The sequence below is a fragment of the Nocardioides humilatus genome (assembly GCF_008373755.1).
Classification (GTDB): domain Bacteria; phylum Actinomycetota; class Actinomycetes; order Propionibacteriales; family Nocardioidaceae; genus Nocardioides; species Nocardioides humilatus.
The window spans coordinates 152,133-165,208 of the sequence record NZ_VUJV01000005.1; the positions used below are offsets into that span (position 1 = coordinate 152,133).

The following is a 13,076-nucleotide window of genomic DNA, read 5'->3' on the forward strand; positions in this document are numbered from 1 at the left end:
TCCGCCTCAGGCCGGGATCAGGCGCCGCCCCCGGACGACGTCCGCCACGATCCTCAGGTGGTAGCTCCGCGTCCCGTCGGCCCACGGGTGCGGGTGCTCGCCCGACGGCGGGATCAACGGCGACTCGTGGGTCGCGCGGCCGCGCACGACGACCGACCAGCCCGACTCGGTGTAGTCGTCGAGAGAATCCACCTCGAAAGCCACCCGGCTGTTGGTCGCGGCGCGAGCCACGACGCCGTACGCCGACGTGGAGATGAGGATGTCCTCGCCGTCCATCGCGTAATTGATGGGAAGGACGTCGGGCCCCGAGTCGTCCTCGAAGGCGATCCGGCCGACCTGCTGCGACTGCAACAGGTGGATGCACTCCGGATGCGGGATGTCGCGCAGCTTGCTGCTGTACCAGTGGTCGGTGCTCATGACTCGACGATGCCTCGGCTCCGCTGCGGGCGCACCGGCCGTTGGTCGGCGACTGGGGGGACCTTCGACCCCTCCTGCGTAAAGCCGTTGGCGCGCCGACCTGCGCTCCGTCACTCTTGCGGCGTGACGTGGTCCAGCGCTGTGTGGGGGACGGGGGAGTTCGCTAGCGAGCTCCTCACGTTCGTCACCGACGCCGTGGGCGAGCCCACGGTGTTCGAGCCGCTGAAGATCCGGCCGTGGTCGACGGTCTGGCGGGTGGAGGTCGGTGGCGAGAAGTACTGGGCCAAGCAGAACTGCCCGGGGCAGGCGCACGAGGCGGCGCTCCTGAGCGCGCTCCAGCCGATCGCGCCGGACTACGTCGTACCGGTGGTCGCGGCCGATCCCGGTCGCGACCTGCTACTGACCCCGCACCTCGGTGTGACCCTGCACGAGCGGGGCGGCGACCACGACGTCGACCTCTGGTGCCGGATCGTCCGTGATGCCGCGCTGCTGCAGCGAGCCGCAGCGCCGCACATCGATGACCTGCCGCTGACGGCGCTCGCTCCCGAGTGCGCGACCACCTACGTGGCCGACGCTGTCGGCCGCCTCAACGCGTTGGCGCCGGACGATCCGCGGCGGCTCCCCGACGACGTGGCTCGTCGGCTCGAGGCCCTGCTGCCGCGGCTCGAGAGCTGGTCGGACCAGGTGGGCGAGCTCGACCTCCCGTTGACGATCAACCACAACGACCTCCATGCCAACAATGTCGTCGCTGGCGCCGACGACCGACCGCTGCGGTTCTTCGACTTCGGCGACGCGATGGCGACCGAGCCGCTCGGTGCCCTGCTGATCGCGCTCAACATCAGCGCCGACGAGCTCGACGCCGGTCCTGACGACCTCCGACTCCGCCGGATCGCCGATGCGGCGCTCGAGGTTTGGTCCGACCATGCCCCGATGCGCTCACTCCGCGCGGCGCTGCCGGCAGCCCTCCAATTGGCCCGACTGGCCAAGATCGAGTCCTGGCGCCGCTGCATCACGACGATGACTCCTGAAGAGCGCGGCGAGTACGGCTCAGCACCCGCGGACTGGCTAGGTACGCTGCTCGAGGAACCACCGGTGGGATACCTCCCGCCAATGTGACGCTACGGGCTCGGCGTGGCGATACTGGATGCGCTGCGCGGGTGCCGACCCGCGACTTACTGAGAGGTACGGATGGCGGGTACGGCGAGCCCCGGGCGACCGGGCGGCGCTCGGCGCGCATCGCGGTCCGTCCGTGTCTCTCGGCGCGAGCGTAGGCAGCTCCGCGCCGCCGCGTCCGAGTCGTACGTCGGCAAGCGCGCGCGTCGGCCAGGCGATCCCGTCCTCGAGACCTCCGCCAGCCCCGCAGGAGCGCGGCCGCGCGGCGGCCGGCGGGCGCTGCGGCCCCGCGAGCGCCGTACGCGCGGACTGCCGGGCACCCTGGGCCTGACCTTCATCTCGGCGATGATCCCCGGCACGGGCTACCTCTTCGCGAAGCGCAAGCTCGCCGGCTGGATCGTGCTCGTCGGCTGGGCCCTCGTGTTCGGCGCGGTGGTCTGGTACTTCTTCCACGACCACGACCTCGCCGCCTCGCGCAGCCGGGTGGTCGAGCTGGTCTTCAACCCGCGCGCCCTGCGGATCATCACCCTGGTCATCGCGGTGCTGTTGACGGTGTGGCTCTTCGTCGTCTGGACCTCCTACCGGCTCATCCGGCCGCGTGAGCGGCCCCAGTGGCACACCGTGGTCGGCAACCTGGCCGTGATCGTGTTCTGCCTGATCTTCGCCGCACCGGTGGTGCGCGGCGCCCAGTACGCCGTCGCGACTGCCGACTTCGTCGACAAGGTCTTCACGCACAACGAGGTCGCGACGACGCCCAAGGACCGCACCGCCAAGGACCCCTGGGCGGGCACCGACCGGGTCAACGTGCTGCTGCTGGGCGGCGATGGCGGCGAGGGACGCGAGGGCGTCCGCACCGACAGCATGATCCTGCTGAGCATGGACACCCAGACGGGCAAGGCAGTCACGTTCAGCCTGCCGCGCAACATGGCCAACGCGCAGTTCCCCGAGGACAGCCCGCTCCACGACGCCTATCCCTACGGCTTCCAGAACGGCGACCCGGCCAACGGCGAATACATGCTCAACGCGGTCTACCGCAACGTGCCCGCCGTCCACCCCGGCATTCTCGGCAAGAGCACCAACGAGGGCGCCGACGCGATCAAGCAGGCGGTGGAGGGCACCCTCGGCATCCCGGTCGAGTACTACGTGCTCGTCAACCTCGAGGGCTTCAAGGAAGTCGTCGACGCGATGGGCGGAGTGACCGTCAACATCAACGAGCCGATCGCCATCGGTGGCAGCACCGATGCCGGCGATCCCCCCGACGACTACCTCGCACCCGGTCCCGACCAGCACCTCAACGGCTTCCAGGCGCTGTGGTTCGCGCGCGGACGGTGGGGCTCTGACGACTACGAGCGCATGGACCGCCAGCGCTGCATGGTCGACGCGATCGTGCAGTCCGCCGATCCGGGCAGCCTGCTGCTGCGCTACCTCGACCTGCTGAAGGCCGGCAAGGAGATCGTCTACACCGACATCCCGCGGGAGCTCGCCTCGGCGTTCGTCGAGCTGGCCCTGCGCGTCAAGGACGCCAAGGTGAAGTCGGTGGTCTTCAAGTCGTCGGCCGAGTTCAGTTCCGCCGACCCCGACTTCGACTGGATGCGCGACATCGTCCAGCGCGCGATCGATCCGCCGGCGAAGAAGCACCACGGGGAGAAGAAGGACCCGGCCGACGACCCCGACGACGCCTGCGCCTACAACCCGACGGGCGAGACGGTCGAGGACGCCGAGGCCCACGACGCCGCCTACTGACGGCGAGTCCTAGCGGTCTCTGGTCGCCAAGCGCCAAGATGTCCGGCGTGACGACCAACGAGGAAGCCCACCGGATCGCACGGGAGAAGGGCGTCAGCGGCCCGCTCTACCTGGTGGTGAAATACACCGCGGCGCTGCTCTTCCGGATCATCTGCGGGTTCACCGCGACGGGCAAGGAGAACGTGCCCAAGAAGGGCCCGGTCGTCATCGTGCCCAATCACAAGAGCTTTTGGGATCCGTTCTTCGTCGCCATCGTCCTGCGCCGCCCCGTCCACTTCATGGGTAAGGCCGAGCACTTCGAGGGCCCGATGGCCGGCTTCTTCCTGCGCCTGGGCGCGTTCCCCGTACGTCGCGGGGAGTCCGACGCCGAGGCGCTCGCCACCGCCCGGGCGATCCTCGCCCGCGGCGACGCGCTCGCGCTCTTCCCCGAGGGCACCCGGGTGCGCGACGAAGGGCTGGGCGCACCCAAGCGCGGCGCCGCCCGCCTCGCCATCGAGGCCGGGGCTCCCATCGTGCCGGCGACCATCACCGGCACCGAGAAGCGCCGCTGGCCGCTCCCGCGCAAGGTGCGGATGGTGTTCGGCACGCCGGTCTCCGTCGAAGGGCTGGAGGCGACGCCTGAGGACGCCGCCGAAGCCATCGGCCAGGCCTGGCCCCAGGTCGAGGAGGAGTACGCCAACTGGCAGAACCGGGCCGGGATCATCGCTGCCGGCGCTGCGGCCGTCGGCCTCGGTGCCTGGGTCATCAAGAAGCGTCGCGGCTAGTCCACCGCTGGTTTGAGGTGCGAGCGCCCGACCAGCCGCTGGTTGAGGTGCGAGCGCAGCGAGCCTCGAAACCGACGCATCAGTCGTCGTCGACGGGACCCGTCCCGGGCCCGTAGAGCTCGATCTCCTCGAGGGTCGGCGGCGTCGAGTCGATGTCGTCATCGACGTCGATCTCCTTGACCACCGCTCCTGCGACAAGGTCATCGACCGAACCGTCCCGGTGCTTCCCGCTCGCCCGGTCGTCCTCGGGCTCCTCGACGGAGATCTCGGTGTCCTCGCCGACGAGGAAGGTCAGTCCGTCGGCGCCGGACCGGGCGATGACGAGCGTGCCGGAGACCTCGTCGAAGCTCTCGATCGTCCCGAGCAGGTCGTCGTCGTCCTCGCCGCCGTCGCGTCCGCACCGATCCTCGAGGGAGTCGTCGTCGTCCTCGTTGGACTCGCCGTCGTCGTCGGAGTCGGAGTCGCCGTCGTCGGTGCCGTCGTCGTCGGAGTCCGCGTCGTCCTCATCAAGGCCGAGCTCGTTCTCGTCCTCGTCGTCGACGTGGTCGTCGTCGCTGTCGTCGTCATCCCCACGGCACGTCTCGTCGCTGTCGTCCTCGTCCTCGTTGTCGGTGCCGTCGTGGTCCGAGTCCTCGTCGCCGTCAGGAGTACCGTCGTCGTCGGTGTCGGAGTCGTCGACGTCCGTGTTGCGACGGTCGTCGTGGACCTCGTCGCCATCGTCGTGGCCGTCGCCGTCGGAGTCCTCGTCCGCGGGTTCGGATCGGTGCCGATACTCGCCCAGGTTGCGCAAGCCATCGCGATCCAGGTCTCGCCGTGCATCGTCGACCGTGGGGTCGAGACCATGCCGCCGTTCCCAGCGGTCGGGCATGCCGTCATGGTCGCCGTCGGCGGCGTTGGCCGGCGCGGCCAGTGCCCAGGGGCCAGCCAGAGCGAATGCGGTGCCGGTGACGGCCGCGAGGACGCGGCGTCGTCGGTTGTACGGGTTCATCAGTTCCTCCCTCTCCCGAGGAAGGGTCTACCGGTCTGACCGCGCGTGCGACAGCCGAACGCGTGAGAAGGGGACGTTGGTCCCCTGGTCCGATGACCTTCGGTCACCCGCGTGGAGTCGGTCGGACTGGTGTGTTGCACGGCTCATTGACACCCCGTCCACGCCAAGGTGAAATCGCGGTTCACAGGACGGTCCGGGTCCGGCTTCGCTCTACAGGTGATGGGGACCAACAAAGTGGGCATCGGACGAACAACTGCAACCGCTGCGCGGGGCCGTCTCGTCACCGGGGTGTCGGCGGCCGTCCTGGCGGGCGCCCTGGCCATCCTCCCTGCTGGGCCCGCCGCGGCCGTCGGACCGACGATCTCGTCGGTCTCGCCGACTTCTGGGGCCACCGGAACGCCGGTGACGATCGTCGGCTCAGAACTGGTCAACGGCTGTGGGCCGATCACTGAGGACGGGACCAGTCGGGTCCCGACGGTCACGTTCGCCGGCGTACCGGCCACTGTCACCTCATCGGGCCCGACGAGCATCAGCGTCACCGCCCCTTCGAATCCTCCGGGGACGGTTGCCGACATACGGGTGACCGATTGCAACGGCGCGGAGTCGCCTGTCGTGGCCGCGGCCCGCTTCACCTACCTGCGGCCGACAGTCACTGGAGTTTCGCCGGCGACCGGCAATCCGGGGACGTTCGTCACCCTTTCGGGGACCAACTTCACCGTCGGATGTACGGCGGGTGCGCGTCCTACGGTCCGCTTCGGCAGCGCGGAGGCGGAGATCCCTGGCTCGCTCAGTGCGTCGTCGATCGTGGTCAAGGCACCCGCAGGCGTGCATCCCGGTGTCTACGACGTGACGGTCGTCAGCTGCGCCGGCGACACGTCGGCCGTTACGAGCGCTACCCGTTTCACCTACACCGGTCCGGTCGTGGCGGGTGTTTCGCCCGCAGAGGGCAAGGCATCGACGCAGGTAAACATCACCGGCTACGGACTGGGCTCCGGTTGCACGGCGACCGTCCACCCAGTCGTCAGATTCGGGACCGAGGTCGCCGACCCCGGCGGCGGCTCCTACAGTCCTGCCAGCATCACCGTGCGTGCGCCTGCTCACGCTGACGGTGCGGTCGACATCACGGTCACCGATTGTCAGGGGGACAGCTCGGCGATCACCAGTGCCGACCGGTTCACCTACACACGGACACCTTCGGTGACTGCAGTGACCCCGAGTGAGGGTGTGATCGGCGCGGAGCTGACGGTCACCGGGGCGAGGTTCACGGCCGGCTGCACGTCCTCGGCCCTGCCGCGGGTGAGCATCGGCGGGACCGACGTGACGCCGACCGATGTGAGCGCGACGTCGCTGAAGGTCCTCGCCCCACCGCACTCGGCGGGTCCGGTGGCTGTCACAGTGACTGACTGTGATGGTGACGCTTCCGCGGGCGCCACGACTTACAGCTACCTGGCACCGACGGTCACCCGAGTCTCGCCCAACGCTGGCAACCCGGGCTCGCAGGTGACTGTCAACGGGACCAGCTTCACCTCTGGCTGCGTGACGGGCCTCGGCGTGGCCATCATCGACGATGTGGAGGTGCCGTTGTCCGACGGTGTCGGCCCGTCGGACGTCGCGCTCCAGTTCACCGTTCCGAAGATCGGCGGCGGTACCTACGACGTTCAGATCCGGAACTGTCAGGGTGATGTGTCTCCCGTGGTTGCGGCCGACCGTTTCACGGTCACGGCGCCGCCGCTTCCGAAGGTGAAGCGAGTGGCGCCCAACAAGGGCTACACCGGCACGCAGATCGAGATCTCGGGTTCCGGTTTCCTGGGTGGGTGTGGTGAGCCGTTCCCGTACCCGAAGGCGGTGTTCATCGGGGACAGGGAGATCACCACGGAGCCTGTTGACCCGAACCGGGATCGGATCGTGTCGTTCACCGACACCAAGGTGGTGGTGCGGGTCCCGCTGCACTCGGCAGGCACCGTCGACGTGCGGGTGCGGAACTGCAGCTTCGACACGAGCCCGATAGCAACGGCGGCCAGGTTCACCTACCTGGCGCCGAAGGTATCCAAGGTGGCGCCGAGCAAGGGCTACACCGGCACGCAGATCGAGATCACCGGGACCGGTTTCCTCAGTGGCTGTGGTGAGCCGTTCCCGTTCCCGAAGTCGGTGTTCATCGGGGATACGGAGATCACCACGGAGCCTGTTGACCCGAACCGGGATCGGATCGTGTCGTTCACCGACACCAAGGTCGTGGTGAGGGTTCCGCGGCGTTCTGCGGGCACCGTCGATGTGCGGGTGCGGAACTGCAGCTTCGACACGAGCCCGATAGCAACGGCGGCTAAGTTCACCTACCTGGCTCCGAAGGTGACCAAGGTGTCGCCGGACAAGGGCTACACGGGTACGCAGATCGAGATCACCGGGACCGGTTTCCTCAGTGGCTGTGGTGAGCCGTTCCCGTTCCCGAAGGCCGTATCGATCGGCGACACGGAGATCACCCTGGAGCCGTTCGACCCGAACCGGGATCGGATCGTGTCGTTCACCGACACCAAAGTGGTGGTCAAGGCTCCGCCGAAGTCGGCGGGCAGCACGGTCGATGTGCGGGTGCGGAACTGCAGCTTCGACACGAGCCCGATAGCAACGGCGGCCAAGTTCACCTACCTGGCTCCGAAGGTGACCAAGGTGTCGCCGGACAAGGGCTACACCGGCACGCAGATCGAGATCTCGGGGTCCGGTTTCCTGGGTGGGTGTGGGGAGCAGTTCCCGTTCCCGAAGTCGGTGTTCATCGGGGATACGGAGATCACCACGGAGTCTGTTGACCCGAACCGGGATCGGATCGTGTCGTTCACCGACACCAAGGTCGTGGTCAAGGTTCCACTGCGCTCGGCGGGCACCGTCGATGTGCGGGTGCGGAACTGCAACTTCGACACGACGCCCGTGGTGTCGGCCGATCAGTTCACCTACCTGGCTCCGAAGGTGACGAACGTGTCGCCGGACAAGGGCTACACGGGTACTCAGATCGAGATCACCGGGACGGGTTTCCTCAGTGGGTGTGGGGAGCAGTTCCCGTTCCCGAAGTCGGTGTTCATCGGGGATACGGAGATCACCACGGAGCCTGTTGACCCGAACCGGGATCGGATCGTGTCGTTCACCGACACCAAGGTCGTGGTGAGGGTTCCGCTGCGTTCTGTGGGCGCCGTCGATGTGCGGGTGCGGAACTGCAGCTTCGACACGAGCCCGATAGCAACGGCGGCCAAGTTCACCTACCTGGCTCCGAAGGTGACCAAGGTGTCGCCGGACAAGGGCTACACCGGCACGCAGATCGAGATCACCGGGACCGGTTTCCTGGGTGGGTGTGGGGAGCAGTACCCGTTCCCGAAGTCGGTGTTCATCGGGGACACGGAGATCACCACGGAGCCTGTTGACCCGAACCGGGATCGGATCGTGTCGTTCACCGACACCAAGGTCGTGGTGAGGGTTCCGCTGCGCTCGGCGGGCACCGTCGATGTGCGGGTGCGGAACTGCAACTTCGACACGACCCCCGTGGTGGCGGCCAAGTTCACCTACCTGGCTCCGAAGGTGACCAAGGTGTCGCCGGACAAGGGCTACACCGGCACGCAGATCGAGATCACCGGGACCGGTTTCCTGGGTGGGTGTGGTGAGCCGTTCCCGTTCCCGAAGTCGGTGTTCATCGGGGATACGGAGATCACCACGGAGCCTGTTGATCCAAACCGGGATCGGATCGTGTCGTTCACCGACACCAAGGTCGTGGTCAAGGCGCCGCCACATGCCCCCGGGACCTACAACCTGAGGGTTCGGAACTGCAGTTTCGACACTTCGGCCGCGGCATCTGCCAGTACGTTCAAGTACCTCGGCTAGGTCTGACGCGTCAGTCCTCGTCTCCACCGCCCCAGGTGAGCGAGTAGACCTCGAACATCGCGGCGAAGGTGGTGCCGAGTCGCGACCCGGACTGTCTGCTGTTGCCCTCCAGGAACTCTCGCGCGCTCCAGCCCTCCCAGCCCAGGCCCTCGATGTAGGCGGCGTGCGCTTCGAGGGACGCGACGCCCGCGTCGAAGGTCTCGGTCGTGTCGGCCGCGTGGCGCGCCTCCGGCGAACCGGCCGCCCACACCGCGCGGCAGCCGCCCCAGGGCTCCAGCCCGTCGATCAGCTGCTCGGGGAAGATCCAGCGGTTGCCCGCGTCACGGACACCGTCGAGCACGGCGCGGCCCGTCGCGATGTGGTCGGCCTGGTTGAGAGCCCCGGGCCCGAACGTGTCGCGGAAGTTGCCGGTGATGACGATGTCGGGCCGGTGCTGGCGGACCAAGCGGGCGATCGCTGCACGCATCTCGAGGCCGTAGACGAGCACCCCGTCGGGGAAGCCGAGGAAGTCGACCGTGTCGACGCCCACGATCCGGGCCGACTCGATCTCCTCTGCCTCGCGGACGGCTCGGCATTCGTCGGGGTGGAGACCGTCGATGCCGGCTTCGCCGCTGGTCACCATGACGTAGCCGATGGTCTTGCCCTGCCCGGTCCAGCGCGCGATCGCCGCCGCGGCGCCGTACTCGACGTCGTCGGGGTGCGCCACGATCACCAGGGCGCGCTCCCAGTCCTCGGGCAGGTGCTTGAGCGGTGGGGGCTTGATGTCCATGCGTCCGAGCATCGCACTGCTGGGCGTCGTTCCGGGGACATGAACGACGATCGATAGGCTCCCTCTCCGAGGGGCGGTAGCTCAGTCGGTTAGAGCAGAGGACTCATAATCCTTGGGTCGTGGGTTCGAGCCCCACCCGCCCTACCCACACGAGTGCCGTGCAGCACAGCAGATACGTGTTAGCACGGTTCTTGGCGAGATCGTGCCGGATCAGAATGGTGGTCGTTGACCACGACGTCGGCGCTCGGGCCTTGCTCTTTCGAAGGGGAACCCGTGTTGAGGAAACAACCCACGCGCGCTGCCGCGCTGGCCACGATCATGCTGCTTCCCGGTCTGTTGGCTGGCGTTCCGTTGCTCGGCGACGCTGCTGCCGCGCCCACGCCGAAATACTCCCGCTACACCACGGTCGGGCCGAGCGGGTTGATCGAGGTCGACACGTCGCAGGTCATCGAGGTGACGATCACCAACGTCTCCACCAAGGCCACCCGCCTCGGCTCCGCGCGATTCACGCTGCCTGAGTCGTTCCTGGATGCGAGCGTCCCGCCCATCATCTACAGCTCCAAGGGCAAGAAGTGGACGGCGTCGATCTCCGAGTCGGTGGTGAGCGTCGCGGCGAAGGGTGGCGGCACCCTGGGCAAGCTGCAATCCATCACGGTCCCGCTCACGGCCACGCCCGACGAGGTCGGTGGGTTCCAGCTGGCGATCACCGCGTGGAGGAACCCGAAGTTCAGGGATACCGACCCGATGATGGAGCACTACGGCTACGACGCCGCGGTCGCCGTCGGCGAGGAGATCCCCGGCGACGCAGTCGTCGTCTCGTGCGGGCTCGACCCTTGTGACACTGAGGACTCCGATCCGCTGACCGGCGTGGACTCGGCGCCGATGCCGCAGAGCGACGTCTACCAGGTTTACGCCGAGGACGGCGACGAGCCCTCGGTGATCACGGCGTACGTCGACTACACGCCGCTCGGGGACCCGCTCCGGATGAGCTGCCAGAACGTCGATCAGGTGTTGGTGTTCGACGTGACCGGCAACCGGGCCAAGGTCGTGACCGACGAACGGACGGACTGGGCCAACCTCGACTTCTGCCTCGGGGCGCCGTACCCCTGGCAGGACGGCTCGGGCGACTACCAGACCTACAACCCGGCCACTGGCCTCTTCGAGGGCCAGGTGTCGGGATGCACGGAGAATCCCTACGGCTACCTGGAAGGTGGCAACTCGCCGTGCATCGAAGCCTTCTTCGTCGACGTGGACACGGTCCTCTACGAGCTCTATGCACCCCCCGGAGATCCGCGCATCACAAACTAGGCCAGATCCCTTCTGGCGCGAGTAGGATCCGAATCCAGCGCAAGGTTTTCGCAAGGTCCGGGTCCGACGATTACCACCACAGGCCATCTCTCACTCCCGGAGCCATCATGCGTATCACCGCAGCCCGCATCCTCTCGGCCCTCGCTCTGACGGCCGCAGCGGTCACCATCCCTGCAGGCGTCTCTGCCGACGCAGCACCTCCGCCCGACGAGACCCACGTCACGTTCTCGCCGGGCCAGGTCAACTTCAGCAAGGTCAAGGTCGGCGAGACGAAGTCCAGGAAGGTGACCCTCCACGCCAAGGACGGCTGGTACCTGCTCGGCGGGTCCGACGACGGAGTGTTCTCCTGGGGGGACAGCACCTGCGTCGGCCAGCCCAAGTGCACGGTCGTGGCTACCTTCGCCCCGATCCAGGTCGGACCGAAGGCCGGGACACTCGGATTCACGATGTGCCCCCCTGCTGAACCCAACATGCCGCCGTGCGTCGACGTACCGCTGGAGACGACCGGGACCGGCGTCGCGCCGGTGAAGTTCGCGCCGGCGAAGGTGAACTTCGGCAACGTCGAGGTCGGGACCTCCAAGGACAAGAAGGTCGGGCTGAAGATCGACGACGGCTGGTACCTGAACTCGGGAGGCGGCGACGGGCCGTTCTACTGGAGCGACAGCACCTGCGTGGGCCAGCCGCGGTGCTATGTGAAGGCCACCTTCGACTCGGTCATCGTCGGCCCGACGTCTGGCCAGCTCCTCTTCGTCATCTGCCGCTCCGGTGGACCGAACCCGCCGCCCAACTGCGTCGACGTCTATGTACCGGTGACCGGCAACGGCACCTGAGAGCCGCATCAGTCGGCGGCCTACGTGGTAGCACGGAACTTGTGCCCCAGAGCCGGTGACGTGGGCCACGAACGGTTGTCGCGCGCTGCGCCGCCGCCCTTGACTGATAACCGACCACGACCGTGGTCGTTTGACGAGAACGACGATGTTCAGGTGTGCAGCCGCTGGCGATCGGGCGCGGGATCACCGGCTTCACGGGTCAACCAGACCTAGGTTCCCTGAAGGAGAACCCGTGATGAAGAACCGCTCCCTCCGTGCCCGCAGGGCGACTGGCGCCGCGTCGACCGTGGTCGCGCTGCTTGCTAGCCTCCTGGCGGCTGCGCCTCTGGTCAGCCCTCCCGCCGCTGAAGCAGCCACGAAGTTCGCCTACTACTCCACCTTCGGCCCGAGCAACCTCGTGCCGGTCGACACCTTGCAGGTCGTCAGCGTGACGATCCAGAACACCTCGACCAACTCGGCTCGCATCGGCTCCGCGAGGATCACGCTGCCGGAGGAGTTCTCAGATCCCAGCGTCCCGGAGATCATCTACAGCTCGAAGGGCAAGAAGTGGACGGCCTCGATCGTCGACTCGGTCGTCAGCGTTGCGGTGAAGGGCGGCGGCCTGCTTCCCAAGAACGCCTTCATCACGGTTCCGATCACCACCACCCCGACCGAGCTCGGTGGCTACCAGCTGCCGATCAGCGCGTGGAAGAACAAGAAGTTCCGCGACACCAACCCGATGGTGCAGCACCTCGGCGACGACGCTTCGGTGGCGGTCAGCAGGGAGCTCCCGGGAGGCGCGGTCGTCGTCGACTGCGGGTTCGGCACCTGCGACACCGAGGACTCCGACGAGCTCTACGGCGAGGACTCGGAACCGATGCCGCAGAGCGACATCTACAACGTCTACGCAGGCCCGGGGGAGGAGCCCTCGGTGATCACGGCCTACGTCGAATACACGCCCGACGGCGACCCGCTCCGGATGAGCTGCCAGAGCGTCGACCAGGTGCTGGTCTTCGACGTGACCGGTGACCGGCCGAAGGAGATCACCGACTATCGGATCGACATGGAGAACACCGACGTCTGCTACGGACAACCGACTCCCTGGGAGGACTACGAGGGGCTGACCAAGTACTACAACCCCGACACCGGCCTCTACGAGGGGTTCCTCGACGGATGCACCGAGAACCCCTACGCCTACGGCTGGGGCGGGACGTCGCCCTGCATCTCCAGCATCGACTTCGTCGATTCGGAAACGTGGCGCTTCCACATCATGGCGGCACCCGGTGACCCGCGCATCACGAACTGAA

10 protein-coding genes and 1 tRNA gene are annotated in these 13,076 nt (G+C 67.5%); 8 read left to right on the top strand and 3 right to left on the bottom strand.

The window, feature by feature from the left end; all coding sequences use genetic code 11:
- Positions 1-6 precede the first annotated feature (6 nt).
- Complete coding sequence (locus F0U44_RS16125; RefSeq protein ID WP_149729380.1) at positions 7-417, bottom strand: pyridoxamine 5'-phosphate oxidase family protein; 411 nt, start codon at positions 415-417, stop codon at positions 7-9.
- A gap of 123 nt (positions 418-540) precedes the next feature.
- Here F0U44_RS16125 and F0U44_RS16130 point away from each other — a divergent pair, with 123 nt between their 5' ends.
- From F0U44_RS16130 to F0U44_RS16140, 3 genes are all read left to right on the top strand, one after another.
- A complete protein-coding gene (locus F0U44_RS16130; RefSeq protein ID WP_188113517.1) occupies positions 541-1,533 on the top strand; it encodes an aminoglycoside phosphotransferase family protein in 993 nt (330 codons plus the stop codon).
- Positions 1,534-1,605: 72 nt separating this feature from the next.
- Positions 1,606-3,273, top strand: a complete 1,668-nt coding sequence (locus F0U44_RS16135; RefSeq protein WP_149729382.1) for an LCP family glycopolymer transferase — start codon at positions 1,606-1,608, stop codon at positions 3,271-3,273.
- A gap of 47 nt (positions 3,274-3,320) precedes the next feature.
- Positions 3,321-4,037: a lysophospholipid acyltransferase family protein gene (locus F0U44_RS16140; RefSeq protein ID WP_188113518.1), complete on the top strand. Its 717-nt coding sequence runs from the start codon at positions 3,321-3,323 to the stop codon at positions 4,035-4,037.
- A gap of 79 nt (positions 4,038-4,116) precedes the next feature.
- Here the strand turns inward: F0U44_RS16140 and F0U44_RS16145 are convergent, their stop codons facing one another.
- Positions 4,117-5,025 (bottom strand): hypothetical protein, encoded by a 909-nt coding sequence (locus tag F0U44_RS16145; protein WP_149729384.1) that lies wholly within the window; start codon positions 5,023-5,025, stop codon positions 4,117-4,119.
- A gap of 288 nt (positions 5,026-5,313) precedes the next feature.
- Here F0U44_RS16145 and F0U44_RS16150 point away from each other — a divergent pair, with 288 nt between their 5' ends.
- Positions 5,314-8,883 carry an IPT/TIG domain-containing protein gene (locus F0U44_RS16150; protein WP_188113519.1) on the top strand — a complete coding sequence of 1,190 codons (3,570 nt, stop codon included), beginning with the start codon at positions 5,314-5,316 and terminating at the stop codon, positions 8,881-8,883.
- A 10-nt stretch (positions 8,884-8,893) separates the two neighbouring features.
- On the opposite strand, the gene F0U44_RS16155 is transcribed toward F0U44_RS16150, so the two are convergent.
- The gene (locus F0U44_RS16155; protein ID WP_149729386.1) at positions 8,894-9,652 is read right to left on the bottom strand and encodes a PIG-L deacetylase family protein; all 759 of its coding nucleotides are present in this window, start codon (positions 9,650-9,652) and stop codon (positions 8,894-8,896) included.
- 70 nt (positions 9,653-9,722) lie between these two features.
- Between F0U44_RS16155 and F0U44_RS16160 the strand changes: the two genes are divergently transcribed.
- From F0U44_RS16160 to F0U44_RS16175, 4 genes are all read left to right on the top strand, one after another.
- A tRNA-Ile gene (locus F0U44_RS16160) sits at positions 9,723-9,796 on the top strand.
- Between the two features lie 129 nt (positions 9,797-9,925).
- Positions 9,926-10,960, top strand: coding sequence for a hypothetical protein (locus F0U44_RS16165; protein WP_149729387.1), 1,035 nt, complete (start codon positions 9,926-9,928; stop codon positions 10,958-10,960).
- A 107-nt stretch (positions 10,961-11,067) separates the two neighbouring features.
- A complete protein-coding gene (locus F0U44_RS16170; RefSeq protein WP_149729388.1) occupies positions 11,068-11,790 on the top strand; it encodes a hypothetical protein in 723 nt (240 codons plus the stop codon).
- 235 nt (positions 11,791-12,025) lie between these two features.
- Positions 12,026-13,075, top strand: coding sequence for a hypothetical protein (locus tag F0U44_RS16175; protein WP_149729389.1), 1,050 nt, complete (start codon positions 12,026-12,028; stop codon positions 13,073-13,075).
- The last annotated feature ends 1 nt before the right edge of the window (position 13,076 follow it).